Raw genomic sequence first — 25,820 nt, 5'->3', positions numbered from 1 at the left:
TTTTGAACACATTTGCTAATGATTAAATCCTTTAATTATTTCAACTTTTGATTCTTTTTTGCTTTTTATATGTTAATTCGGCAAGCTAAATTGGCATTTTTTGTATCTTGTTGCATTCAATAACATCTTTTAAGGTCTTCTGTATGTTCATCTGGAAGAACATCATAGATTCACTAAAAACTAGGAATAATAATGAAAATAAAACACATTCTAGGCTCGCTGGTGACAGCGCTATGTCTAACATCTACGACAACTTATGCTACTCAAGCTCAACAGATCAAAGTCTCAAGTGTCAAATCTGACTATGCCAAAACGAAATATCCTATTGTATTCGCTCATGGAATGGTTGGATTTATACGTTTGGGCACTGAAAGTCTAGGCATGGATTACTGGTATCAAATTTTACCTGATCTAGCGAGAAACGGTGCAAACACATGGGCGGCTAGAATGTCTCCTTTCAATTCTTCTGAAGTCCGAGGTGAACAATATGTTCAACAACTTGAAGAAGTCATGGCGATTACTGGTGCTGACAAACTCAATCTGATTGGTCATAGTCATGGTGCAAACTCTGTTCGTTATGCCGCAGGTGTAATGCCTGAACATGTTGCATCGGTGATGACTGTAGCCGGTGCCAACAAAGGCACAATCATCGCGTCAGATGTATTAAAAATCGCAGATAAAACAGGAACATCAGAGCTACTGAATGTTCTCATCAGCACTTTTGGTAAAGTCATTATGTGGGCGCAAGGTCTTCCTGCTGATACGTTCCCACATGATGCGATGGCCGCTGGTGTGAGTACATCTGTTGAAGGAACTGCCTTGTTTAATCAAAAATTCCCTCTCGGTTTACCATTAACCCACTGTGGCGAAGGTGCTTATCAAGAAAAAGGAATTCATTTATATTCAATGACAGGAAACAAGCCTTTTACGAATGCCTTGGATCTAGGTGACCCTGTCATGGTTCTACTTGACCGTTTGTCGGTTCATAAAGCAGGAAAAAATGATGGCATCGTTCCAGTTTGTAGTGCCCATTTTGGTAAAACTATTCGTGATGACTTTCCGTGGAATCATTTAGATGAGGTGAACTTGCTGTTCGGAATTAAAGGATTTTTTGCTCCTGACCCAGTTGCAGTTTATAGACAGCACGCCAACCGCCTTAAATTACAAGGACTTTAAATCTCTAGCTCTTTAATTGAGTAATTGCTTTCAAATTCATTAGGCTGGATTTGAAAGCAGATTCAAATCTTCATCAAGATAGTTCATTGATCAAATCTACCTCTCTTTTTTAACCTTAAAAATTTACCATTCATCTATTCGATATTTAAAATGTGATTTACATCACTATAATCAATTTAACTCTAGGATTAGGGTTTGATAATAAAAAGTTGAGGATGATGATGAAATACAACAAAATTATGGCGTGCCTACTTACGTCTGCAGCTTGCTTAACGACTCAATTATCTAATGCTTCTGCATTAGAAGTGAAACCTGTAACCTCGACACTTGGCAAATACAATACCTACGCAAAAACTAAATACCCAATCGTATTTGCACACGGACTAACAGGATTTGTCCGTCTTGGTACAGAGAGCTTTGGTTTAGATTATTGGCACCAAATCCTGCCAGATCTAGCGCGTAATGGTGCTAATGTCTGGCCTACACGAGTATCTCCATTCAACTCCAACGAAATTCGTGGAGAGCAATTGCTTCAACAAGTTGAAGATATTTTAGCCATTACTGGTGCACAAAAAGTGAACTTAATTGGGCATAGTCAAGGTGGACCATCAATACGTTATATTGGTGGAACAATTCCTGAACATGTGGCATCCATGACCACTGTCGCTGGTGTGAATAAAGGATCACCTATGGCAGACTTTATCTTGCGTTCAGAAGGAACAGGACTTGATACTGTGCTTGCGACAGCGATAAATTTTGTCTCGGGAGCGATTGTTTGGGCACAAGGATTAAATGCGAAAAGCCTGCCACATGATTCGCTTGCCTCGGCTAAAAGTTTATCTACAGCAGGCTCATTAGCATTTACAGAACGTTTCCCTGCGGGTGTACCAACCACAAAATGTGGTGAGGGTGCATATCAAGTCAATGGCATGCGTATGTATTCATTTACTGGTAATACACCGTTTACCAATGCCCTTGATCCATCGGATTATGCAATGCAAGCGGCATCTTTCATTGTATCTAAGGAAGGTGCAAATGATGGTTTAGTCCCAGTTTGCAGTGCTCGCTTCGGACAAACGATTCGGGATGATTACCGTTGGAATCATTTAGATGAGGTCAATCAAATGATGGGGATGACTAGCATTTTTGCAGCAGATCCAGTATCGGTTTATCGACAACACGCAAATCGTTTGAAACTTCAAGGACTATAATCTTCTCAAGCCTCCATACGCTCATCACGAAATTATGGAGGCTTATCTTAAAAATTGTTCCCTAAAGTTTAAATCCACTTTTCTTTCCTTTTGCTTCGCTATACTCTTATTGTGACAACGGAAATTGTCGAGTATTTCAATCCATCTAAGGAATAGAGATGAGAAAATTTATTTTGGGGACATGCCTCTCTTTCGCCTGTTTAATTGGCACGAGTTACGCTGCTACAACACCTGAACAAGTGACTTCAAAATTTTAAACTATCTATGCAAAAACCCAGTATCCAATCGTATTTAGTCACGGAATGTCTGGTTTTATCCGTATTGGCACTGATCCACTCGGTGTAGATTATTGGTATCAAATTTTACCTGATCTCGCCCGTAACGGTGCAAATGTATGGGCTTCCCGTGTATCGCCATTTAACTCATCAGAAATTCGGGGTGAGCAACTTTTACATCAAGTTGAAGAAGTCATTGCACTCACTGGGTCGCCTAAGGTCAATCTAATCGGTCAATCTCACGGAGGGCCCACAATTCGATATGTCGCAGGTGTAAGACCTGAATTAGTCGCATCAATGACAACGATTGGGGCGCCACATCAAGGCTCACCAGTGTCTGATTTTATATTAAAAATTCGTGATACAGCACCAATCCTTGAAACACCTATTGTGGCTGTAGTCAATCTACTGTCTAAAGCTATTATTTGGGCACAGGGACTTAATCCAGCATCCTTCCCTCATGACTCACTTGCGGGAGCCAATAGTTTGAGCTTAGCAGGATCAGCAATATTTAATCAAAAATATCCTATAGGCGTTCCTCAAAACTCATGCTCTGAAGGTTTATATCGTGAACAAGGAATATATAACTATTCCTTTACGGGTATCGGAACGGTCACAAACCCACTTGATCTAGACTCAGCTTTAAAAATTACCAGTCTATTAATTGATGGTGGTCAAGATAATGATGGCCTCGTTTCACGTTGTAGTGCGAAATTCGGTAAAACCATCCGTGATGATCTCAATTGGAATCATCTAGATGAAGTCAATCAAGTGCTTGGTTTAAAAAGTGTCTTTGCGCCAGATCCAGTCTCGATGTATCGTCAACATGCAAATCGGCTTAAACAACAAGGTCTCTAATATATTTTTTGTCTGCACTCATCTCTAGATGGGTCCAGACTGTTTAAATAGCCCTCATTAGCATGACATATCTATCCTATAAATGGGTCACCCATCCAATTTATATCAATAAATTTGCAATTTATCTATTTTTTATAGACTTAAGTCACAATTTTAGTATCTTAAATTATGGCGATGGATATCGCCTGAATCATAAAAATAAACGAATCACTGAATGAGTATCGAAAATGAAACTAAAAAAAATAGTCATGAGCCTATGCATAGGTTCATGTTTTCTTCCTGTTGCACAAGCCTCAACGCATATTAAAGATTTAGCCGTTAACCATACCGTCAAAACACCTAAATCAAATTATGCACAAACCCAATACCCTATTGTGCTTGCCCATGGCTTATTTGGCTTTGGTAGTATGGTCGGTGTTGACTACTTTTATCAGATCACTCCTGATCTTGCTCGAAATGGTGCAAACATCTGGCAAACACGTGTTTCAACGATGAACTCAAGTGAAGTGCGAGGCGAACAAGCACTGAGTCAAGTTGAAGAGATACTTGCCATTACCGGCAAGCAAAAAGTGAATTTAATCGGACATAGTCATGGTGGTCAGACTGTTCGATATATTGCAGGTGTTATACCTGATCATGTCGCATCTGTTACGACAATTGCTTCTGGAAATCAGGGAGCAAGAATGGCTGATATACTAGAAGGTATTAGTAGGTAATATTTTAGAAGCACCTGCTCGCGTGATTTTTGACAATCTGGTATCGCCAGTGATTACATTCGCATCTGGTCTTGATCCAAAAGTCTTTCCTTATGATGCTAAAGCAGCCCTACAAAGTTTAGGAACGAAAGAATCACTCAAATTTAGTCAGAATTTCCCAAATGGCGTACCTATAACCCAATGTGGCGAAGGGGCTTATCGTGTCAACAATACTCATTATTATTCATTTATGGGTAACTCTCCATTTAATACCGCTTTAGATCCATCTGATTATGGCATGTTAGCTTCTTCTCTTTTGGCTGAAAAAGATGGAGATGGAATTGTAGGGCGTTGCTCCGCTCGATTTGGCAAGGTCATTCGTGATAATTATAAATGGAATCATTTAGATGAAATTAACCATCTACTCGGTTTAAAAAGCATTTTTGCACCAAGTGCTGTAGATGTTTATCGTCAGCATGCAAATCGACTTAAACTCCAAAGGCTATAAAACCTAAACACAAAGGGTGAATTTTTCACCCTTTCTTTTCAGTTTAATAATGATCAACATTTAGTCGGATTTATCTTATTTTTGTTTAGTTTTTCTTTACAATATTTTTTGACAATAAATATTGTCTTTTTAAGGAAGAAAAAATGAAAACAAAAAAAAATGATCCCAGCACTTCTGCTAAGTCTCGTAGGTTTATCTCAACTTACATATGCTTCCGGCCTGATCGATGTCGAAGCTAAATACGTAAATACCAATTATGCGCAAACTAAGTACCCTATTGTAATGGCCCATGGCTTTGCATTAGGTTTTAGCCGCATTGGTACAGAACATTTCGGTTTAGATCAGTTCTATCAAATTACCCCTGACCTCGCACGAAATGGTGCACGTGTTTTTGTCGCTCAAATGTCTCCTGTCGAATCAACTGTGGTTCGTGGTGAGCAACTGTTACAACAAGTGGAAACAGCTTTAGCTATTACGGGTAAAGACAAGGTCAATTTGATCGGCCATAGTCATGGTGGACCTACTGTACGTTACGTTGAAGCCATTGCTCCTGAGAAAGTTGCTTCACTGACTGCTGTTGCAGGCAGCATTAAGGGCTCTCCCCTAGGAGATACTTTCGTAAATAGTAAAGTGCTTAATAGTGTAGCAAAATTAGTTATTGGTGATATTTTGGCACCTGCAATTTCAATTATGGAAGGTAATCCAAGTCTTAGCGTTAATTACGAACAATCCATGTATGATCTTTCTGTAAAAGGTTCTTTAGAATTTAATCAAAAGTTCCCTTCTGCTGCGATCCCAAAAGACTGTAATTCTAACGGTTCATCACAAACGGCTAACGGCGTATATCATTATTCTTGGATTGGTTCTTCAAAGGTGACCAATGTTCTCGATATTTTAGATACCGCAATGTTGTCTTAGGGACAGCGATTATGCCTAATGAACGCAATCACGATGGTCTCGTGCCTATTTGTAGTGCTAAATACGGCAAAGTAATTCGTGATAATTACAACTTAAATCATTTTGATGAAGTCAATCAAATACTTGGGCTTAAAGGCTTCTTTGCTCCCGATCCAGTATCAATCTTTAGACAACATGCCAATCGTTTGAAGATTCAAGGTTTGTAAGTTTTGATCATAAAAAATGCGCCAAAAGGCGCATTTTTTTGCTTCGAAGCAAGGCTAAAATTAACCTTGTTTACGAGCTGGTAACTTTTCACGAATACGTGCAGCTTTACCAGAAAGTTCACGTAGGTAATAAAGTTTAGCACGACGAACGTCACCACGACGTTTAACTTCGATTTTAGCTACAATTGGTGAATGAGTTTGGAAAACACGCTCAACACCAACACCGCTAGAAATTTTACGTACTGTGAACGCAGAGTTCAAACCACGGTTTTTCTTAGCGATTACAACGCCTTCGAACGCTTGTAGACGTTCACGGTCGCCTTCTTTTACTTTTACTTGGACAACTACTGTGTCACCTGGTGCAAAAGCTGGGATGTCTTGTTTAAGCTGAGCATTTTCTACAGCTTGTACTAAAGGATGCTTACCGCTCATGGGGTATCTCCAATATGTGTGGGTCAGAAGAGGTCTGATATCCACTGGGGCTAGAGGCTAAGGCGCATAGACCCGATTGACTTTCCCTTCATGCTTGACCGCTTCAATGCATAAAGAGCCTATTTAATACTTCAAGCAATATACTTGAGGTCATATTTGCTTAAATAAATCTAAAAGATTTATTTTTGCGAATCTTTGAGCCATTTCTTTTGCTGCTTAGTCAACTCAACTTTTTCAACCAATTCAGGTCGACGTTCAAGCGTTCGTTGATAGCGCTGCAAAAAACGCCATTTTTCAATATTTGCATGATGACCTGATTTTAGTACCTCAGGCACATCCAAACCTTCAAAATGATCAGGCTTTGTATATTGCGGACAGTCGAGTAAACCATCCACAAATGAGTCTTGAACGTGTGATTGTTCATCAGACATTGCACCCGGAAGTCTCCGAATAATACTGTCCAATAAAACCATCGCAGGCAGTTCTCCCCCAGATAAAACGTAATCCCCTATGGACCATTCCTGATCAACATATTTTTGGATCAAACGCTCATCAACACCTTCATAACGACCACACAATACAATTAATCCGTCATATTGCACGAAATCTTGTACTGAAGGTTCATTTAAGGTTTTACCTTGTGGCGACATATACACCACAGGTACATGAACAGCACCTGCTTGCGTTGCAAGCTCTTTGGCACGATGAATTGCTTTTGCCAATGGCTCAGCCATCATCACCATACCAGGACCACCACCAAATGGACGCTCATCCACTCGTTTGTAGTTCCCTGTTGCAAAATCACGAGGATTAATACAATGAATTTGCATTAAATCGCGTTTCGCTGCGCGACCGCTAATACCAAAACTTGTAATCGCTTCAAACATTTCAGGAAAAAGCGTAATGACTGCAAAAAACATCGCAGACTCCCGTATTTCCGAAAATATTAGTAATCTACGCCCCAATTGACATAGATACGACCAGTTTCGAGATCAACGCGTTGCACCACATCTTTATGCCATGGAATCATTCGCTCTTCGCCATCGACACTGTCAGCAGTTGCGCGAACTACCATCACATCGTTAGCACCTGTTTCAAACAATTCGTGGATTTGACCAAGATTGACTTCTTGCTCTTCATCATCCAGACCTAACACTGTTAGACCCTTTAGATCAGACCAATAATACTCGTCCACGCCTGGTTGAGGCAGTTGCGATTTAGAAATCCAGATATTTGCGCCAACTAAATTGTCTGCTGCAGTACGATCACTCACACCTTTCAGCGAAACAACTAAGCCTTTGCCATGTGGCTTCCAACGTTTCACATCTACAATTTGCCAACCTGCTTTGGTCTCGATGTACCAAGGCAGATAGTCAAAGATGTTGCTCATAGGTTCTGTATTGGAATAGACCCAGAGCCACCCATTTAATCCATAAGCTGAACGTAGCTGTCCAATCTGAATACGATCTTCGGGAACATTCTGTGTTGGTGTCATGGGCTAGCTTCTACCGTATTAAACAGCAGCTGCAGCTTTTTTAGCTTGAGCAGCTAATGAAGCAACACGTTCAGAAGGTTGAGCACCTTGAGCAACCCAGTGAGCGAAACGATCAGCATCTAAACGAAGTTTTTCTGCTTTACCTTGAGCTGTAGGGTTGAAGAAACCGATACGTTCGATGAAACGACCGTCACGTGCATTACGGCTATCAGTCACGATGATTTGATAGAACGGACGTTTTTTAGCACCACCGCGTGCAAGACGAATAACAACCATGATAGAACCTTATAGTTTTTACGGATTATCCCTGCACCGACCATCGATACATTTCAAACCCCTTTCATAGAGGGCAGTATTTTACGTGAACTTTGATCCGATTGAAAGCTCAAAAATTATTTATCCACATTTTTGAATTTAAATTTATTTTCCATCCCAGTTTGTACTTGAAGAAGGTGTACAAGAAGCTGCTTTCACCCAACATTTTTCATTGGCTTCATTTATGACAAAGTGACCATCTGTTTGCATCAATTTTCCACTGACAGGCACTGCACTCAACACCCAACTGTTGTTGGTTACATCTGATATACCAACCGTATAGACAGGATCATAATGCGGAACTTCAACTCGATTTTGCGCATTGGTCTGAAATCCCAATTCAGCCAACGTGACTGCTTTGCCATCCGGTTTAATATAACTGTAATTCGCAACCTGATAGTGCTGAAGTCGAGCTACAATATCTGCCAATGTGGTTTTTACTTCGACACGTTTAGTTTTACGAACATATTCTTGGTAGGACGGATCGGCAATCATGGCTAAAATTCCAATGATGACCACTGCAATCATAATCTCTACTAAAGTAAATCCTGAATTACCATTGTTTTGCATTTGCACCACATCCTGTATATGCATTGACTTCTTTTAAGTCATTTTCCACCAAATATTCTGTTTTACAACGAATACCCTGACTCGTCGCCAAAAACGCATCATAGCCTGTCTGCGTTGGTACAGCTCGAATCCCCCATGCCCGTCCCAAGCCCTGATCTGAACTTAATAAGGTTTTAGGTGTTTTTTCACTGATATCGGCAATACTAATCACATATTTTGGTTTCTTCGCATCAGGCAGGGAAATACTCGTCATTGAAGTATCTTGATCGTAGATATACTTCGCATCAAAACCTCGATAGGAAAAACTGCGACTTTTATAGCGTTCAAGTTGTTCAATAATTTTGGATACTTCTTGCTGAGCATGTGCAGCAGCATTACGTTTTAAATAACTTTGGTAAGATGGCACTGCGATTGTCATCAATATGGCAATCATCACCACAACAACCATCAACTCAATCAGCGTAAAACCTTTTTGATTCATGGTAACCACCTACTGACGCTCAAACCAGTTATAAGCTTTCAGCACTTTGGTTGTGATGTAGTTGGTATAACCACCGCCCAGCAAAGTCGTTTTCTTTTTACCATTTTGGACAATAGGTACGCTGTTTAGCTTACTAATCCCATCAGACTTAGTCTCTGAGATTTCTGCCACAATTTTATTTTGAAGATTAGACGTTGATCCAGCATCTCCACAAACACCATACGGCAAGCAAAGCTTTAAGGTACGACTTGCTCCTTTAATGCCCCCAGTACATTGGTTCGGTTGTTGTGACGACGCATCATTTGGATTGTATAAAGAAACATATAAATCTGAATGACTTGGACTATTTGCGATCGCAATATAACCATTTAATGCTTTAACTGTACCAGTATTCGCTGTTTCGTTTTTAGACGTTGTTCGTTGCAGCACATAGAACCAACCACGCTTATTACGGTTCATCAGATGTGGCACTGTTGTACCTGATAAATTAGACCATGCAGTTAAATGAGCTTCGGTAAGGTTTTGTGTTTTAGCAAAATTCGCTTGAAATAAATTCGGTTGTGCCAAGTCATAATCATGTAACACATAGACTCGATTGTCATAAATATTGCTGGTATTTAATGGAAAGCTGCGATTTCCTGACGCAATACTCACCGCACCAAATCGCTCACCATTCAGATCATGGATGGTCAAAGCAGGCATTTCATAAAAACGTTGGTGATACGCACTAAAATCAGCAAGACGTGTCACTCGTCCAAACGCGGTTGTATTCGTTCCAAGACGATTATTGAGATCGACGCGCCACACTTGCCCACCTAAATCACCAAAATATAGGTGATCGATTAAACCATCCGTATTGCGGTCAAATGCTTTAATTTGACTGACCACACTATATTTCATCTCAGCATGCTTAACATCAACACTGGTTTGATTCGATTGGTTGCCATAGCGTGCATTCCACAATAATTCGCCCGTTTCAGCATCAAAAATATAGACGCCCGCCCCTTGATTAGCTCGTTGACCAGTTAATGCAGATTGAGGCTGATAACCATCCGTTTCATAGGCCATATCATAGCCACCACCCACAATCATGACCGTTTTAACTTTGCCGTCAAAACGAATTTTAGCAATGGTAGGTTTAGACCAACTATATCCCATAGCTTTTAAGGCATCTGATTGATTTGTGCCGCTCACTGATGTTGATTTACTCTTTATCGTTCCAGAACTTGGATCAACATGGAAAAGTAATTCAGGTTGGTTCGGATTTTTCATATCCAAGGCATAATAACTACGCCCACCCATGCGCATACCACCATAAATGTTGGCTTTCGCAGCAATAAACTTATTGTTGTTCTGATCAATCTTATATTGAACATCTGAAGTCCATGATCCATCCATGCCATAAATAGGATGCGCAGATGACAATAGTGTATTGGACTGTTCAAGTAACGCGTCTCGTCGACTTGGATCTTGAACCATTTCATGAGCTAAGAAACTAAATGCCTCTTCACCAGTTTCTTGATCCACAACATGCAATAATCCTTGCATCGTCCCAAATACCACGTAATCTTTTCGATGTGTCGCATTACGGGTATTCGCTAATATAGTACCAGACCCCGCGTTATATTTTGCTTCGAGCGTCACCAACAATGGTTCCGAGTGAACAACGCCTCCCATTTGCTGCATCACCTTAAGATCTTTAACCTTATTTAGATCATTCCAAATGTATCCAGCAGGTAAGCTACTTAAGTAGTTTTTATCAAGTCGATAACCCAAAGCCGACAGTAAATAGGGTTGATATACATTTTGTCGCCACCCCGACTTGGTTGAATCAATATAGGTCGCGGCCAGCACATTCTGTGTCGTTAATTTCGTCAGTTGTCCATTCTCAGAACCTACCAATCGTTTTGCTTGATCACCCGTTGTGGCAATCGTTGCATTGGTGAATAACGGGCGCGTTTTTATTTTGTCTGTAGCAGTAAAACCTGCTAGTGGTGAAGGTGTGGCAATCCGAGAGAACACGCCCCCTTGAATTGCACTCAAACCATCATCTATTCCAGTATTGTTCCAAAAATCCTGCGTATTTGTTCGTATTGCACCTGATCGATCAAGTACCTCTTTCCCCGCACGATCAATCATCACAGCTTGAGCGTTAATACTGTATTTCTTTAAGTTCCCTAACCATAATTGATGTGTGGAAGCCAATACCGAATTTGCTGTGCTCACCTGTGGTTGAAACTGCGGTGCGAACACATAAGGATATGCTGAACTTGTTGATAAACGGTCAAATGGCACCACATAAGTACCGAAACTAGCAGCCTCAAAGTTACCGTGAGAGACGGCAACCAAGAAGGTATTCAATGCATTCTGAATATCTTCACCAGAAGTCGCTTGGGTATACCCCCCAATTTCTTGGCGAGTCCCGTAGGTATCCCCTTTACCAATCACATTCCCCAACTGTTTTAATGCTTGAGCATTCATACTATTGGAAATGTCATTTCCAGAACCTGTATAGCTACTATCAAAAGTACAATGATCGTATAGACCGTCATTGTCATAATCACGACAGGTTTCTCGTGGATGCTTTTGGAATAAGGGACCAAAACCTACAGTAGATGTATAAACACGCTTCTGATTCGCATCGCTGGTCATCTGTGTTTGATTTGCCAAACGCTGAACCATCTTACCCACACAAGCCCATGAACTACGGTTTTGCCAGGTGGTTTGATTGGCTGACACAGCATTACCAATATCATCTTCATAAAAACGATATGGCTGCGTCGCCATTTCCTTAAACTCGCCATTGAAGGTCGCGGCACCACTGGCACCTTTGGCATTACCGTAATTGTAATAGACATCTTTTAAGGGCGAGCCTTCACAAGTAAAGCTGTCATCTGCCAACGCATTTTGCATGACAGGGAGTACCGTCTTTGGTCTCAAACCAACTGGCGCCCCATCTGTTAAGAAAAAAACACCTTGCGTACTACATTGGGCATCACTGTTATTCAACTTGTTGAGTGGCGCTCTATAACTACCATCCGCTTTGCGAATGTCCGCTGGCGCAAATGATGCTCCAGATAAACCACGGCTATAATTAGAATATTTAGATGAAGGAAGTAAATCGATGCCTTTTAGGTTAGCCCCAAAGGTACGATTTCCAAGTAAATACGCATAAGTTTCTGAGAGTAATAGTGGTGTGGGCGTACTACCTACGGCTCCAATACTATTAATTTTATTGATTAAATCCGTACGGTGAGCAGGTGTAAGTTGTTTTGCTTCTAGTAAGATTTTAGATGAACGAGCATTTTCACCATAGCTTAACCAATCTTCTGTTGTCCCTATTTCACCCGTTGACGTAAACACCGATACCCCAATATAAACATTATCTGGAATACGATAATTTCCTGATAAGTCCTTTGCATTTAAGGCATCTACCAATGAGTTTTTTAATGCATTCAAACGGCTAACACTTTGACCTTTATAAGTTGCATCTACTGCACTCATACTCATCGAGTTATCAATCGCCAACATGATAATCGGATTATTTTTTGCTACAGGATTTTGATAAATTTGTAGATCACTGGCACTCAATTGCATTGGGATCGCACCCAATGCCATCACGACTGCAATACTTTGCGCAATCATCTTTTTTGTAAAATGATTCTTTATATTTTTATTCACAATACATCCCCATTAAGATTCAGCGCGCTGATAAGCATCAAAAATGTAACTTTGAATTTGGGTGTTATACGGCACACCAATATCCTTTAAACAGGACGAAATGGTTTGTGCATTACCCACCAATGGTGCTGTATGTGGTCGGCGCAAACAAAGATGGATTTCATCCGTTAAATCTGTCGAAGACAATGCGGGTAAGAGCGATGTTGAATAGACTGTTATTTTTTTAGTATCAGAAGGTTGTCCTATACTTTCAGTGTCAGTTCCAACGTTTGCGTTTGAAAGTGGGATATCATGATCACTGTCTGATGGAGGGCTTACGATTACAGACACCTGAGTTAATTGCGCCTTACGAGCACTGGCATAATCCCCATCGTTTGATAAGGAACAAAACCCAGAAACACCATCGACTGAGACATCACTCATTGCTTCATTCCAACGCAATACACTACTGTTGGAAACATTAAACATCGCACTATTGGATTGGTTTCTAAAACAGAATACGACTTCGTCACCTTCATTCTGAATCGAGTAACCAATTAAGCTCAGAGGGTTACCACTGGAGGCAGCATAGCCGCCATGCCCCAATCGATAAAAAACAGTATCGGAAGATTGCATTAACAATTGTTGCGCTTGGCTGTTGGTGGTGATATTCAAACTCACCATACTTTGTCGAATCGCCCAAGTACCAATAATGGTGAGTAGAACTAACATAATCAGTACCACAATCAGCGTTGCACCACGTTGATGTTGAATCATAAGCCCTCCGCTGAATCCATCACACTCATACCATTTCGAATCGCGATCGTTTGTGTAATGACTTGTCGAATAAATTTAGTCGCGACGGTTTTTTGTGCTTTTTTTAATTTTACTTTTTGATCAAGAACTTCAAATTCTTGATGAGGAGAAATTGCTTGATTTTGACCTACATTTTCAGATGACCTTACTAATAAACCCACCTGTATTGAATTAATGCGTGGACGTGGATAAACATTGAGCTTTTTATAATCTTCAATACTTATATATCTTTGCTGTGCCGTATTATCGTCATTAGAAATCCCCAACAAATAGTGAAAGTGATCAACACGATGCATCAAAATTTCACCATTCGTTGTTCCAAAGACAGTCTGTTTATTATTAAAATTTTTTAAAATTTGAGTGCTGTTACGCGTGTACCACCCTGCTTCACAGGCCAAGACCAATGCATCGTGTGGTTCTTTTTGAATATTTGCATTTGCATCTTTACGTAGAAAAAAACGTTGAACAATATATCGTCCAGCATCGTAATTATTACCTTCACAATCCACACCTTGTGTATCAGCATAAAACTGCATGACCAATTGGTCGCTCATTCCCGCTTGAGCAGGTTGTGAAGATTCAGCTGAAACCAACTCTATATTACTCGGCATACCAGATTGCGATACAGGCACAACCTCCGTATTTGGAATATTTCGTGAAATATTGACGGGAATATTGGTCGCATTAAATGCCAAATCACCAGATGTAGGCACCACTGGAGACTGAGCTGAAGTGATAACAATGCCACCATGCGTCAAACGATCATTAATGATATTTACTTGACCATAATTTGCTTTACGAATTTCATAAGTGAGAAAACGCAGACCAAAGTTGCCGTTATCTTGAACCTCCGACATTCCTTTCTGCATCGTGAATCCCATCTGCCCTGTAAAAAACAGATGTACCGCAGCAGCGGTAATCAACAATCCAAGCACTAAAGCGATCATAAGCTCGACTAGCGTCAAACCTTTTTGCGTATACCTACGATGCTGCATCAATAAAGCTCCATAACGATGCATTGCGCTTTTGGTAAATAACTTCCACCATGGGTACATGCATCTTTTGCAGAAGCATCATCGATAGGTTTTGTTTTTCCCCATGCTACATAAATGCATCGGCGAGATTGCAAATTATTACTGACTTGGCAATTCGGCATTTTGATACTCATACCAAGACCATTGGCATTTTTTATTATCTGGGCAGCATCATAATGGGCAAAATCGGCTGCTTGGACACATGGATTCGTCGTTCCTTTTTGCACACATGATTTGGCTGTAGTTGTTTGTTTTTCTGCATTTATTCTAGCTTGATACTGAGTATAAGCATTTGAGTTCGCACGTATCTTCTCAGATAAGTCACGCGCTAAATTCATGGCTTGTAATTTAGACATTGCTTCATGTGAAGCATCAATTGCGCGCATTTGTAAAAATGAAAACCCCAATACCCCAATGGCCAAAACCAATAAGGCAACTAGAATTTCAATCATTCCTACCCCCTGTTGCGCAGCACGCATCAGCATGTCCCCTCTGCTTTTAAATATTGTGTTCCCATTCTTGTAATTGCTATCGTTTTAGAAACACCTAACACCTTATTACAAATAGAAAAATTTATGTCAGATGTAAAGTCAGAAATTCCCCCATCCATCCAGAATGTGACTTTTTCTTGTGATGAAGTCAATTTATTTTGCGCTTTGGGTGTCCAATGAAAGATTGTACTGCTATCTGCTTGATTCGACTGAAGATCTACAGTCACATCTTTTCTTAACAATGTTGCTTGATTACGCGCCATCATCAGCACGCTTGATAATTCACGCACATCTGAATTTAGGCGATATTGCGCAACAATATTTTTAAAAGATGGAATAGCCATGGTTGCTGTGATTGATAACACAATTGTGGTAATCAACAGCTCAATAATGGTAAAGCCCCGTTGTAAGTCTTTCATATTCAAACTTTTGTATTTATTTATTAATGTTACAAAAGTAATATTTTATAATTATAAAGCCAACACAGTCATGACAAATGGTATTAAAATGAGGATAAGATCACACTTTTGAAATCTGTTCACTTATCCTGCTATGTCATTGATAATTCATTATTAAGCTTGAGTAACTTGAATTCTCAATTCTTTAGGCAAGCTAAAGGTTATATTCTCCTCTCGCCCATTTAATTCCTGTGGTGACGTAGCGCCCCAATCTTGTAGACGCTGAATCACTTGTTTAATCAAAATTTCAGGTGCTGAAGCACCTGCGGTAACACCAATTTTAGTGGTTTCAGCAAACCATTCTTTTTTCAGCTCATCCGCATTATCCACGAGATAAGCATGCTTACCCATTCGCTCTGCCAATTCGCGAAGACGATTAGAGTTCGAAGAGTTTGGAGAACCAACCACTAAAACGACATCACATTGAGTCGCTAAATCACGGACCGCATCTTGACGGTTTTGAGTTGCATAACAGATATCATCTTTACGTGGCCCTTGGATGGCTGGGAATTTAGCACGTAAAGCATCAATGACTTTTGCAGTATCATCAATTGAAAGTGTCGTTTGAGTGACAAATGCTAACTTATTAGGATTATTCACCTGTAAAGCAGCAACATCATCCTCATCTTCAACCAGATAAATTGCACCACCATTTTTCAGATCATATTGACCCATGGTGCCTTCAACTTCAGGATGCCCTTCATGACCAATCAGAATGGCTTCAATCCCTTCACGCGCATATTTTGTGACTTCGATATGCACTTTTGTCACGAGAGGACACGTGGCATCAAATACTTTTAGTCCACGGCGCTCAGCTTCTTGCTGCACAGCTTTTGATACACCATGTGCACTAAAAATCACGATATTGTCATCAGGAACTTCATCTAATTCATCTACAAAAATTGCACCACGTTGGCGTAAATCGTCCACAACAAATTTGTTATGTACCACTTCATGACGAACGTAAATGGGAGGATTAAAGCTTTCAAGTGCACGATTAACGATCGCAATAGCGCGGTCTACACCAGCACAGAAACCACGTGGATTAGCTAAAACAATTTCCATAAGACCCTCAAACGATCGCTAAAATTTGGTCAATGAATCAGAATATTTTTTAAAACAAATGCGAATTGCTATTTAGTTTAAAAGCACTCTGCTCTAAAATAGAGAAGATATTTTATCATATCAGGAAAAATATCATGTCGGGTCTCTTGTTTGTCGTTTCAGCTGCTTCTGGAACTGGCAAAACATCATTAGTTAAAGCCCTACTTGAGCGCGTAAGCAATTTACACGTTTCTGTTTCACACACTACTCGAGGTCAACGTCCTGGTGAATTAGATGGTGTGCATTATCACTTTACCAGCAAAGAATCTTTCATTGAGCAAGTCAATCAAGGTGGTTTCATCGAATACGCGGAAGTTTTCGGTAACTACTACGGCACTTCACAAGCGACTGTAAAAGAACAACTTGCAAAAGGTCATGATGTTTTACTTGAAATTGATTGGCAAGGTGCAGAACAGGTTCGCAAACTTTTTCCTGAATCAAAACAAATTTTCATTCTTCCACCTACACAATTTGATCTTCGACAACGCCTATCAAACCGCGGTACAGATTCTGTTGAAGTGATTGAACATCGCTTAAGTTGTGCGGTAGAAGATATGCAACAGTACGTAAACTTCGATTACATCATCTTGAATGATGATTTTAATAAAGCTTTACATGATCTTGAGTCTGTCATTAATGCGAACCGTCTTTCATTATCACAACAGGCTCACCGACATAAAGATTTAATTCAAAAATTAATCACACCGAATTCGTGATTAAACTTGAGTCTATAGACAAAGCATTTTATACTGCGCAGTCTGTTAAAAAATTTCATACATACGAGAACTCTTATGGCACGCGTAACCGTTGAAGATTGTTTAGACCATGTAGACAACCGCTTTGAGCTTGTACTAGTGGCAAGCAAACGCGCGCGTCAACTTGCTCGTCAAGGTATCGAACCAACTGTAGAATGGGACAATGACAAACCAACAGTGGTTGCTTTACGTGAAATCGCTGAAGGTCATGTCACTAAAGATATCTTGAAACAACGTGAGCAAGATTATCAAACGTCTAGCTTAGATTTAGCACTTTCTGCAAATAACTTAAACTTAGATGGTTTTTCTTTCCAATAAGCTTAAGACCTGCATTTAAAAGAGCCTAGTCCAATGACTAGGCTTTTTTATTGAATTTTTTTAGAGAATGATTCGACAAAATTGAAAAAATTTGTTAAAAAAATTAGATCTATTCTCTATTTAAAAATAGAGCATTGTAGCAATATGAATTTTTAGTAAAGTCTTTTACTTTTTACTCTCTTCCACGGATTCAAAGGTGTAGTATGCCAGGCCCATTGGTCAGCCAAGCTAAGCAACAGCTAAAAGTCATCATCGACGCGTATTTATCTGAAAAGGACGTCGACAGAGTACTTGTGGCCTGCGATTATGCTGACATGGCGCATGATGGTATTACACGCAAAAGCGGTGAACCCTATATTCTGCATCCGATAGCCGTAAGTTGTATTCTGGCGCATATGCGCCTAGACCCAGAAACGTTGATGGCAGCACTACTGCACGATGTCATTGAAGATACCGACTTTAGCAAAGAAGACATTACTGAAAAATTTGGCAAAACAGTGGCTGAGCTGGTCGATGGTGTTACGAAATTAAGCCACTCTAGTGACAAAGAATATAATAAAGCAGCCTCATTCCGAAAAATCCTACAAGCCACATTACAAGATCCTCGTGTGATCATCATTAAACTTTCAGATCGTTACCATAATATGACGACTTTGGAAGCTTTAAGACCGGATAAACGTGCCCGTATTGCACAAGAAACTTTTGATATATTTGTGCCAATGGCGCGTTTGGTCGGCATGAATGAAATGGCTGACAATCTTGAACACCTCTGCTATCAAAATCTTGATTTAGATATGTTCAATGATGTACAAGATGCTTTGGCGCAAACCAAACCTCAACGCTGTAAATACCAAGCCATTTGGGAAAAGCATTTGAGCGATCTCTTGGAAAACTCCAATATTCCTGGGCGAATTAAAAAGAAAAATAATAACATTGAATTATTACGCCACTTTGTTAAAAACGAAATTAACCTTCAAGAACTCACACATAGTCATGCGTTTGAAATCGTACTCCAGACCATTGCCGATTGCGATCGTTTAGTTGAGTTACTAAAAGATAACTTCCAAGTTTTAAATTACCAAGATCATATCCGCCGCCCTCTCCCTGGTGGCAATCAATCCTTGATGCTGCGTTTGAAAGGCGAGAAAACAACGCTTTCGCTCACCATACAAACTGAACTTATGCGTAAGGCTGCGCGATTTGGAGTAGTATTAGGTGAAAATGCTCCTCAAACATGCCGATCTGCCATTCAGGCATCTATGCAGAATTTGCATACCTTAGTCGGTGGCGACTGTGCAAAGACCACGTTTAATGATCTATTGGATTATCTACATCAAGAAAAAATATGGGTCTATACTCCTCAAGGTCACTTACATGAATTACCACAAGGGGCGACAGCAGTAGATTTCGCTTACTCTGCGAGCTTATTCCTAGGTAACCATGCTGTCGGTTGTAAAATTGATGGAGAAATCAAACCGCTTTCTACACCACTCTCAAGTGGTCAAGTTATTGAGGTGATTACAGATGTTCTCGCTTCACCCAACCCTGATTGGCTGAGCTTTATCAACACTCAAAAAGCGAGACGCTCTATTCAAAATATTTTGCGAGACCAAGATATTGATGAACAGCGCCTTGTTGGTCAACAAGCGTTAAATCGTGCATTAAAGTTATTTAATACGTCTATTCATGATCTAACTGATCAAAATTGGACTGAACTATTACAATGGCGTCATATTCCAACCAAGAATCAACTTTTTGAACAAATTGCTGTAGGTGATTTGCTCCCACAACTTGTGGCTAACCATCTCTTTGCTCAAGATCATCATCAAGATCAAGCATCAAGTCGCCTGATCTTAGGTACTGATGGTGTAGATGTAAAATATGCCCATTGTTGTAATGCAGTGCTAGGCGATCCTATTCAGGGACATTTATCTCGCCGCGGTCTTATTGTTCACCGTGCTCGCTGTAAGAACCTTCTACACGAACAACAGTTACACCCTGAAAATATTATGCCGTTGCACTGGAAAGATGAAGGTGAATCAGAAATCAACTTCAATGCTTACTTGTGTATCGATCTATTATTAAGTGATGAGCAAATTTCAGAACTGATTTATATCTGCCGTAAATCAAAAATCGGAATCGAGTCCGTTCGACAATACGAATCAAAAACCTATCTAAGTATTGTTGTTCATAGTCGTCAGCAAATTGCGCAAATCATTCGTGAACTCCGCATGCAATTTGGTTTTCCGCGTATTTCACGCATGTCAGCTCCTCTTGCCGTTGAAGAAGTCTCACAAGCCTGCTAAACAAATACAGATTAGAGCTTTCACCTATAGTGTTCATCCTTTATGATGAAGCTAGATTTGAATAATGGAGAAATAGATGTCCCGCCAAGTCATTCATACTGAAAATGCACCTGCTGCAATTGGTACTTACTCTCAAGCCATTCTTGTCGGCGATACACTTTATCTTTCAGGACAAATTGGATTAGATCCATATAGCATGGAATTGGTTGAAGGCATTGAAGCTCAAATTCGTCGTGTATTTGATAATCTAAAAGCAGTTTGTGAAGCTGCTGGTGGTTCTTTAGCTGATATTGCTAAACTGAATATTTTCCTCACTGATTTATCTCACTTTCAACTGGTAAACCAAATTATGGGTGAATATTTCGCTCAGCCTTACCCTGCACGAGCAGCATTAGGCGTTGCAAGTTTACCTAAAGGCGCACTGGTTGAAATGGATGGTGTTGTGATTGTTTCTAAATAATTTCAATATCTTAGAAAATACCACCTATAAGGTGGTATTTTTTTATCTAGAAAAACGATGAATTAAACAGCATTTTTAAATGAATTTCATTGACAAACGATAATAATTATCAATAATATCAACTATCGCATTTATCCTTGTGGTTGAGCAGAAATGTACGTTTGTTTATGTCGTGGAATTACAGATCAAGATATTAAAGATGCTATGGCAAATGGCGCTGAATCTTATCGTGAAATTCGTGATTTGCTTGACCTAGGCACTTGTTGTGGACGTTGTGTTCCTGAAGCACGCAGTATTATTAATGAAGAACTTGCTGAAATAGCTGCCAGAATTTCAATCGCCGCTTAACTCAGAATGTGCTAAAAAATAATAACAACTCATTCTATAACTATAATTCAGATTTCCAATTTCTCCCCCCGCTTTGACTCAGCGGGGTTATTTTTTGCAAAAGCGTATTTGATTGCGATTTTCATTTGCTGTTCAATAAATTACTCGTCAGGCTTTAGCAAGTTGGGTTAAGATAATCTCTATCGATAGCCTTCTATGATAGGCTGAATTTTGAGTTTGGAGCTAAGATCATGAAAGGCAACCGTGACGTTATTCATCAGTTAAATCAGGTGCTTTACCACCATCTTACAGCCATCAACCAATATTTCTTACATTCACGTATGTTTAATGATTGGGGTATCGAACAACTCGGTTCAGCGGAATATAAAGAATCTATCCGCCAAATGAAGCATGCAGATAAAATCATTGAACGCATTTTATTTTTAGAAGGTCTTCCAAATCTTCAACATCTGGGTAAGCTCTATATTGGTCAACACACCATTGAAGTGCTGCAATGTGATGTTCGGAAAGTGACAGAAAACATTGAAACGATTCAAACTGCTGTGAAATTAGCAGAAGAACAACTCGATTACGTTACGCGCGATTTGGTACAAGAGATTTTAGAAAAAGAAGAAGAGTATTTAGATTGGGCGACCACTCAACTCGATCTTGTCGATCAAGTTGGTGTAGAGAATTATATTCAAAGCCAAATTTAATGATTGAAATAAAAAAATCCCCTTTCGGGGATTTTTTTATTTCAATAAGTCATCATACTCAATATGCTGCTTATGCAATGTTTCTAAAATCCATAATTGATGCTTCGCTTTTTGCTCCTTACCATTAAAAGCCAACACTTGTGCATACTTATGTAAATCATATTTTGATGCCAAGTTTGCAACCATTCGCTCTAGATCAGCAAGTTGTTGTTCTGTCATTTCAGTTTTAGGATCTAGTCCAATCCACCACACGCGCTCTTTAAATTGAGTAATCAACCAAATTTGCTTTTGCATGGTGTGTTGTTGATCTGCTGTTAAAGCTTCAGCCTTTGATGCGAGTACACTTTGCTCTTTATATAAAAAATAATCCCGTGTCGTGACTAAAGCACCCACAATCGTGATAAGAGCAACCACTGCGAACACTCGACCATTTATTTTCACTGAAGGCAATTTTGCATATTGCGCCTGAATGATGCCCAGTAAGAAACCTGCTGGAAGTAGAAAATAAGCATAATGCAAAGGAAACTCTAACATGCCATGAATGAGGATTGCACATACCATCAATGTTGCAATGATCGAGATATTATCCTTCACTCCTTTATTGAGCCACAGTAGCCAAGCTGTCAAGTACAGAAGAATAAGCCCACCTAGAATCAATCCATTCCAGACCAATAAGTCTAGAATCATGTTGTGTGCACTTTTATACCAAAGTGAAACTTGGAAAGTATCGGTAATATAGTATTGCGCTAAGCCTGTTTGATTCCATCCATACCCCCACCATGGTTGATGCAGAATCGCAGCTATCATTTGTTGCCACATATCAAGACGAATATCGCCCATACCTTGGACAGCACGGTTTGCTGCGGAACTTTGCACAACTGAAGCTGAATCACCAATAGAAAAAATCAACTGGTTGATCGTCGTTAAATTCAGTGTTAAGAGTACAAATACACCTAACCAAAAAGCTAAATGGGTCAATGAAAATCGATTCTGTTTTTTGAATTGCTTGATTAACCAATAGATCACAATAAAAGCGCAAACAATAATACTTGTTCGGGATTGTGCTAACACCACGCCAAACAGTGTGATTAAAGACATTGGCACAAGAAAAAAACTAGAAATTATTTTCTTTTCAAACAGATAAATACTACTTAATAAACTTAGAATGAGTAATGTTGCTAAATTATTTGGCTGAGCCAAATTCGCGTAAGGTCTATTTCCCTTTAGTGGATAAATGAGATCGCCTAAAATCCAATTCAACTGGAGCCATTGAAGCATCGCGAATATAGCGGAAATGAAGCCAACGGAAATAAATGTTAAACAGGTAATTTTAAATACTTGCTCTCTCTTTTTCTGCTCAAGGCAAAGTTGATATCCAGCAATGACCATCAATGCAAAGAACAGAATATACGCAAAACTAAATAAAGCATTGCTGAAATAGATGTTCTGTCCAAAAATAAATTGAATCAGCGGAATACTTAAGAGTGGCAATAAATAAAGCTGTGGTTTTGCGATTTTTACTTTAGATTTTGCTAAGCCTAGCAATAGAAATGATGCTGCGATAAAAGTCAGTACTTCTGAACCAAAGGTTGGCCAAGGAGAACGATGATATGGTAGCAGCCAAGCTAACACTAAAAATAGCAAACATGCAAATATGTTCAGCATACAAATATATAATTAAGAAATCGTAATTGTACTTTTCGAATCTAAATTCGCCAACAGTGCGCCATAAAAGAAACAAAAAATATGTAAAGTCACGATGTAATAGAATCCCCCATTGAACATAGCAGCGATGAATATATTAATAACAAAACTCGTCAAAATTATAAATTCATAGTTCTTTTCAAATTTAGCAATACGAACTAATGGTTTCACAAAAATAATTGAAACAAGGATAAAACCGATGAACCCAAACTCAATCAATATTTGTAAAATCAGATTATGTGCATGGGCAAACACGCCACCTGCAAAAGGAACAGCAATATTTCTTACAGCCTCAGGACCCAACCCCCATAACGGACTTTCAGAAAACTTGCTTAATATTGTTTGATATAACTCTACCCGGCCTGAGGTATAGCTATTAACCGACTTACCAACCACATCAAATGATCGCCCCATACCCAAACCAGGTAAATTTGTTTTAAAAAACAGTGGCAAGATGACTGACGGAACTAAAACCATAATTAATTTTTTTATAGTCTTAATATCATTTAAAACTAAAAATATAAGGGCTAAAGCGACACTTAAATAAGCTGCCCGAGCTCCAGTCCAAATAATCACAGAAAGTAAAACAACTGAAAAGATATAATATATAAAACCAAGCTTCAGTTTTTTATTCAACAGCAAAATAAATGAAGCCAAAAAACAAATGGACAGATAATCCGCGATATGTCTGATGTTTGAAAAAAATGGCATATCCCATATCCAATCGTAATCAGCTGGACTCGGAACAGTAAACCAATAAAATATTAAAACTGTACAATGAAGGAAACCGATTAGACTCAAAATTTGGCTGATAAAAATCAGATCAAAGCCTTTATTCTTGTAGTTAAAGTATCCAAATATTCCAAAAATAATACTTAAGACTACTCCAAAATAACGGTACAACATGTGCTCATTTTGATAAGGTGAGAGATAGAGAGAAACTCCAAAAACTAGAAACAATACAAAAAAATAAAACAGTGATCTTTTCTTTTCGAAGCTAAAATATTCAAGTTTAAATTTCAATAAGCAAAATAATAGCACCACACCCAAAATAAAAGTAATTACTAAATTGTTGATAAGGCTATAAGAAACACTACTAAACCCAATAATAAAAAATAAAAAAAACAAAAAGACATTATTATGTGTTTTTAAATTCGTCACTCTATATACCCCACGATCATTGGAACTTTACCATCTTTAAATTTGATTTCATTATTTTCGAGCAACGGTGGCACATGATCCCCCACAATTATGATCATTGTTCCACTAAGTTGTGATTGAATTAGCAATTCATCTATATTTGAAAAAAACTGCTTCTGTAATTTTAAATTTCGGCATAAAGAGGATTTTCCATCGATTAAAAATCGCTCGCATTCAAATTGATCATTTTTAAGATCTCTCAAGTCATATGAAAGATGTGTATTCAACGTAAGCCAATAAAGAAAAATTTGATCGTGATTCATAAGTTTATTTCTAATAAATTGCATCAAATCTCGATCGCACAATCCTGGAAATGAATAGCAACGCGAATTTAAGTTTAAAAAATTTTCATAAAATAGAGATTCCTTGAAACCTAATTTTGGATACCAGTCTTTCCTCTCATACATGGTGCTCGCAGCACCATGAACACCCAGTGTATGAAATCCCCTTTTACTCAAAATATGAGGTAAACACTGTTCAAATCCATTTTTTTGTTTTTTGAGATTAAAATTATTCAGATATAAACCGCATAACTCTCTAATTTCAGCATTGACGGTAAACCCATCTGTACTAACTTCAAACCGTTTAAGTAATTTAAACCGTTTATTGTTTAAAATTTCATGCAATAAATCTTCTTGAATTTCATCTGAGGTGACTCCCCATGATTCATTTACAATAAATAAAATTTTTTTAGGATTTTCAATTCTTAATACTTCATCATAACCAGTTGAAAAAGAATATCTGTCTCCCAAAGCTGTTTCTGAAGTTTGAAATTTTTTTATAAAATCTATATTTCTAAATTTTATGAAATTATAAATTTGTGAATCAAAATATTTAGATTCACCAATACGCCATGCTCGCTCACCATTGGCAATATAAAAACTCTGTAGTATTGAAAGTAAGATTATAATAACGACTGCATAGGAAAAGTATTTTTTAGAAATCGAAAAGTTCCGTAGCACTACCCACAAGAAAAACAGATATATAAATAGGGATAATAATCCAAACGAAATCATTATTTTTTTAGTATGATCTATTTCTGGTATAAATTTAAGTAGGTAGATAATATCGGATAGATGAATAATAGGAAATATTTGAAAGAATATATTCAATCCATCTATGAAAATACAAAGTGTAAATAGTACAACAGCTAGAAATCTATTCTTTAAAAATAAAAAGATGATCACGACTAATAAGTAATCGTAATTAATCAATGGTCGCCCTACACCCAAGTAGCTTGCAAGTGCAACTAGAGCAAAGTTAGCGAGAAGAATATAAATAATTTTCATATAAAAAAAGAGGATCTAAAATCCTCTTTTCTAATCAAACTT

General features: G+C 38.7%; 23 protein-coding genes and 3 pseudogenes. 11 read left to right on the top strand and 15 right to left on the bottom strand.

All coding sequences use genetic code 11. From position 1 onward, the window contains the following. Nucleotides 1-192 precede the first annotated feature (192 nt). The 5 genes and pseudogenes from AC1M84_RS08405 to AC1M84_RS08385 all read left to right on the top strand — a co-directional run bounded on the left by AC1M84_RS08405 (nt 193) and on the right by AC1M84_RS08385 (nt 5,847). The gene (locus AC1M84_RS08405) at nt 193-1,176 is read left to right on the top strand and encodes an esterase/lipase family protein (protein ID WP_092766675.1); all 984 of its coding nucleotides are present in this window, start codon (nt 193-195) and stop codon (nt 1,174-1,176) included. Between the two features lie 221 nt (nt 1,177-1,397). Then, nucleotides 1,398-2,387, top strand: a complete 990-nt coding sequence (locus AC1M84_RS08400) for a lipase family alpha/beta hydrolase (RefSeq protein WP_481593375.1) — start codon at nt 1,398-1,400, stop codon at nt 2,385-2,387. 158 nt (nt 2,388-2,545) lie between these two features. Then, nucleotides 2,546-3,520 (top strand): annotated as a pseudogene (locus tag AC1M84_RS08395) (lipase family alpha/beta hydrolase). Between the two features lie 227 nt (nt 3,521-3,747). Next, nucleotides 3,748-4,723 (top strand): annotated as a pseudogene (locus tag AC1M84_RS08390) (lipase family alpha/beta hydrolase). A gap of 159 nt (nt 4,724-4,882) precedes the next feature. Further along, nucleotides 4,883-5,847, top strand: a pseudogene (locus AC1M84_RS08385) (esterase/lipase family protein). Between the two features lie 60 nt (nt 5,848-5,907). On the opposite strand, the gene rplS reads toward AC1M84_RS08385, so the two are convergent. The 12 genes from rplS to ispH form a co-directional block, all read right to left on the bottom strand. After that, complete coding sequence (gene rplS, locus AC1M84_RS08380) at nt 5,908-6,279, bottom strand: 50S ribosomal protein L19 (RefSeq protein ID WP_004787066.1); 372 nt, start codon at nt 6,277-6,279, stop codon at nt 5,908-5,910. A 179-nt stretch (nt 6,280-6,458) separates the two neighbouring features. Then, nucleotides 6,459-7,199, bottom strand: a complete 741-nt coding sequence (trmD, locus tag AC1M84_RS08375) for a tRNA (guanosine(37)-N1)-methyltransferase TrmD (protein ID WP_092766672.1) — start codon at nt 7,197-7,199, stop codon at nt 6,459-6,461. Between the two features lie 26 nt (nt 7,200-7,225). After that, the gene (gene rimM, locus AC1M84_RS08370) at nt 7,226-7,774 is read right to left on the bottom strand and encodes a ribosome maturation factor RimM (protein ID WP_035264305.1); all 549 of its coding nucleotides are present in this window, start codon (nt 7,772-7,774) and stop codon (nt 7,226-7,228) included. Between the two features lie 18 nt (nt 7,775-7,792). Next, on the bottom strand, nt 7,793-8,050 hold the full coding sequence (gene rpsP, locus AC1M84_RS08365; protein WP_035264308.1) for a 30S ribosomal protein S16: 258 nt from the start codon (nt 8,048-8,050) through the stop codon (nt 7,793-7,795). Between the two features lie 144 nt (nt 8,051-8,194). Continuing rightward, complete coding sequence (locus tag AC1M84_RS08360) at nt 8,195-8,659, bottom strand: type IV pilin protein (protein WP_481594823.1); 465 nt, start codon at nt 8,657-8,659, stop codon at nt 8,195-8,197. After that, nucleotides 8,643-9,140 (bottom strand): type IV pilin protein, encoded by a 498-nt coding sequence (locus AC1M84_RS08355; RefSeq protein WP_481594822.1) that lies wholly within the window; start codon nt 9,138-9,140, stop codon nt 8,643-8,645. The genes AC1M84_RS08360 and AC1M84_RS08355 overlap by 17 nt, the downstream gene beginning before the upstream one ends. Before the next feature lie 9 nt (nt 9,141-9,149). Then, entirely contained in the window at nt 9,150-12,821 is a 3,672-nt protein-coding gene (locus AC1M84_RS08350; RefSeq protein ID WP_481594821.1) for a PilC/PilY family type IV pilus protein, read from the bottom strand. A 12-nt stretch (nt 12,822-12,833) separates the two neighbouring features. Beyond that, nucleotides 12,834-13,577, bottom strand: a complete 744-nt coding sequence (locus AC1M84_RS08345) for a pilus assembly PilX family protein (RefSeq protein WP_081403224.1) — start codon at nt 13,575-13,577, stop codon at nt 12,834-12,836. Next, nucleotides 13,574-14,611: a PilW family protein gene (locus AC1M84_RS08340; protein ID WP_035264319.1), complete on the bottom strand. Its 1,038-nt coding sequence runs from the start codon at nt 14,609-14,611 to the stop codon at nt 13,574-13,576. Before AC1M84_RS08340 ends, AC1M84_RS08345 begins: the two co-directional genes overlap by 4 nt. After that, the gene (pilV, locus tag AC1M84_RS08335; RefSeq protein ID WP_481594820.1) at nt 14,611-15,135 is read right to left on the bottom strand and encodes a type IV pilus modification protein PilV; all 525 of its coding nucleotides are present in this window, start codon (nt 15,133-15,135) and stop codon (nt 14,611-14,613) included. The genes AC1M84_RS08340 and pilV overlap by 1 nt, the downstream gene beginning before the upstream one ends. Further along, a complete protein-coding gene (locus AC1M84_RS08330) occupies nt 15,129-15,560 on the bottom strand; it encodes a pilus assembly FimT family protein (protein WP_481594819.1) in 432 nt (143 codons plus the stop codon). The genes pilV and AC1M84_RS08330 overlap by 7 nt, the downstream gene beginning before the upstream one ends. Before the next feature lie 153 nt (nt 15,561-15,713). Beyond that, entirely contained in the window at nt 15,714-16,664 is a 951-nt protein-coding gene (gene ispH, locus AC1M84_RS08325; RefSeq protein WP_092766665.1) for a 4-hydroxy-3-methylbut-2-enyl diphosphate reductase, read from the bottom strand. Between the two features lie 134 nt (nt 16,665-16,798). On the opposite strand from ispH, the gene gmk reads away from it, so the two are divergent. From gmk to bfr, 6 genes are all read left to right on the top strand, one after another. Further along, on the top strand, nt 16,799-17,419 hold the full coding sequence (gene gmk, locus AC1M84_RS08320) for a guanylate kinase (RefSeq protein ID WP_035264330.1): 621 nt from the start codon (nt 16,799-16,801) through the stop codon (nt 17,417-17,419). Between the two features lie 75 nt (nt 17,420-17,494). Continuing rightward, nucleotides 17,495-17,776 (top strand): DNA-directed RNA polymerase subunit omega, encoded by a 282-nt coding sequence (rpoZ, locus tag AC1M84_RS08315; protein ID WP_035264331.1) that lies wholly within the window; start codon nt 17,495-17,497, stop codon nt 17,774-17,776. Between the two features lie 203 nt (nt 17,777-17,979). After that, nucleotides 17,980-20,082 (top strand): RelA/SpoT family protein, encoded by a 2,103-nt coding sequence (locus AC1M84_RS08310; RefSeq protein ID WP_035264334.1) that lies wholly within the window; start codon nt 17,980-17,982, stop codon nt 20,080-20,082. A gap of 76 nt (nt 20,083-20,158) precedes the next feature. After that, on the top strand, nt 20,159-20,542 hold the full coding sequence (locus AC1M84_RS08305) for a RidA family protein (RefSeq protein ID WP_481594818.1): 384 nt from the start codon (nt 20,159-20,161) through the stop codon (nt 20,540-20,542). Between the two features lie 153 nt (nt 20,543-20,695). Continuing rightward, the gene (locus AC1M84_RS08300; protein WP_035264349.1) at nt 20,696-20,890 is read left to right on the top strand and encodes a bacterioferritin-associated ferredoxin; all 195 of its coding nucleotides are present in this window, start codon (nt 20,696-20,698) and stop codon (nt 20,888-20,890) included. A 230-nt stretch (nt 20,891-21,120) separates the two neighbouring features. Continuing rightward, on the top strand, nt 21,121-21,585 hold the full coding sequence (gene bfr / locus AC1M84_RS08295; protein ID WP_481594817.1) for a heteropolymeric bacterioferritin subunit Bfr: 465 nt from the start codon (nt 21,121-21,123) through the stop codon (nt 21,583-21,585). Between the two features lie 36 nt (nt 21,586-21,621). On the opposite strand, the gene AC1M84_RS08290 is transcribed toward bfr, so the two are convergent. From AC1M84_RS08290 to AC1M84_RS08280, 3 genes are read right to left on the bottom strand one after another with little or no spacing between them, the layout of a single operon-like run. Beyond that, nucleotides 21,622-23,250 carry a PglL family O-oligosaccharyltransferase gene (locus tag AC1M84_RS08290; RefSeq protein WP_481594816.1) on the bottom strand — a complete coding sequence of 543 codons (1,629 nt, stop codon included), beginning with the start codon at nt 23,248-23,250 and terminating at the stop codon, nt 21,622-21,624. 12 nt (nt 23,251-23,262) lie between these two features. Continuing rightward, nucleotides 23,263-24,450: an O-antigen ligase family protein gene (locus AC1M84_RS08285; protein ID WP_481594815.1), complete on the bottom strand. Its 1,188-nt coding sequence runs from the start codon at nt 24,448-24,450 to the stop codon at nt 23,263-23,265. Beyond that, nucleotides 24,447-25,778 (bottom strand): sulfatase-like hydrolase/transferase, encoded by a 1,332-nt coding sequence (locus AC1M84_RS08280; protein WP_481594814.1) that lies wholly within the window; start codon nt 25,776-25,778, stop codon nt 24,447-24,449. Before AC1M84_RS08280 ends, AC1M84_RS08285 begins: the two co-directional genes overlap by 4 nt. Nucleotides 25,779-25,820 lie beyond the last annotated feature (42 nt).

This window comes from Acinetobacter sp. 24-47-66 (assembly GCF_056779755.1).
The sequence above is the reverse complement of the archived record's forward strand: the minus strand, read 5'-3'. Positions and strand labels throughout refer to the sequence as shown.

What these genes read in the sequence shown, in the direction of transcription:
- AC1M84_RS08305 (WP_481594818.1), top strand. Translation starts at nt 20,159, where the DNA reads ATGTCCCGCCAAGTCATTCATACTGAAAATGCACCTGCTGCAATTGGT.
- trmD (WP_092766672.1), bottom strand. Translation starts at nt 7,199, where the DNA reads ATGTTTTTTGCAGTCATTACGCTTTTTCCTGAAATGTTTGAAGCGATT.
- AC1M84_RS08300 (WP_035264349.1), top strand. Translation starts at nt 20,696, where the DNA reads ATGTACGTTTGTTTATGTCGTGGAATTACAGATCAAGATATTAAAGAT.
- rplS (WP_004787066.1), bottom strand. Translation starts at nt 6,279, where the DNA reads ATGAGCGGTAAGCATCCTTTAGTACAAGCTGTAGAAAATGCTCAGCTT.
- rpsP (WP_035264308.1), bottom strand. Translation starts at nt 8,050, where the DNA reads ATGGTTGTTATTCGTCTTGCACGCGGTGGTGCTAAAAAACGTCCGTTC.
- gmk (WP_035264330.1), top strand. Translation starts at nt 16,799, where the DNA reads ATGTCGGGTCTCTTGTTTGTCGTTTCAGCTGCTTCTGGAACTGGCAAA.
- rimM (WP_035264305.1), bottom strand. Translation starts at nt 7,774, where the DNA reads ATGACACCAACACAGAATGTTCCCGAAGATCGTATTCAGATTGGACAG.
- AC1M84_RS08355 (WP_481594822.1), bottom strand. Translation starts at nt 9,140, where the DNA reads ATGAATCAAAAAGGTTTTACGCTGATTGAGTTGATGGTTGTTGTGGTG.
- pilV (WP_481594820.1), bottom strand. Translation starts at nt 15,135, where the DNA reads ATGCTGATGCGTGCTGCGCAACAGGGGGTAGGAATGATTGAAATTCTA.
- AC1M84_RS08280 (WP_481594814.1), bottom strand. Translation starts at nt 25,778, where the DNA reads ATGAAAATTATTTATATTCTTCTCGCTAACTTTGCTCTAGTTGCACTT.
- AC1M84_RS08290 (WP_481594816.1), bottom strand. Translation starts at nt 23,250, where the DNA reads ATGCTGAACATATTTGCATGTTTGCTATTTTTAGTGTTAGCTTGGCTG.
- AC1M84_RS08340 (WP_035264319.1), bottom strand. Translation starts at nt 14,611, where the DNA reads ATGCAGCATCGTAGGTATACGCAAAAAGGTTTGACGCTAGTCGAGCTT.
- AC1M84_RS08400 (WP_481593375.1), top strand. Translation starts at nt 1,398, where the DNA reads ATGAAATACAACAAAATTATGGCGTGCCTACTTACGTCTGCAGCTTGC.
- AC1M84_RS08405 (WP_092766675.1), top strand. Translation starts at nt 193, where the DNA reads ATGAAAATAAAACACATTCTAGGCTCGCTGGTGACAGCGCTATGTCTA.
- AC1M84_RS08345 (WP_081403224.1), bottom strand. Translation starts at nt 13,577, where the DNA reads ATGATTCAACATCAACGTGGTGCAACGCTGATTGTGGTACTGATTATG.
- AC1M84_RS08360 (WP_481594823.1), bottom strand. Translation starts at nt 8,659, where the DNA reads ATGCAAAACAATGGTAATTCAGGATTTACTTTAGTAGAGATTATGATT.
- AC1M84_RS08310 (WP_035264334.1), top strand. Translation starts at nt 17,980, where the DNA reads ATGCCAGGCCCATTGGTCAGCCAAGCTAAGCAACAGCTAAAAGTCATC.
- rpoZ (WP_035264331.1), top strand. Translation starts at nt 17,495, where the DNA reads ATGGCACGCGTAACCGTTGAAGATTGTTTAGACCATGTAGACAACCGC.
- ispH (WP_092766665.1), bottom strand. Translation starts at nt 16,664, where the DNA reads ATGGAAATTGTTTTAGCTAATCCACGTGGTTTCTGTGCTGGTGTAGAC.
- bfr (WP_481594817.1), top strand. Translation starts at nt 21,121, where the DNA reads ATGAAAGGCAACCGTGACGTTATTCATCAGTTAAATCAGGTGCTTTAC.
- AC1M84_RS08330 (WP_481594819.1), bottom strand. Translation starts at nt 15,560, where the DNA reads ATGAAAGACTTACAACGGGGCTTTACCATTATTGAGCTGTTGATTACC.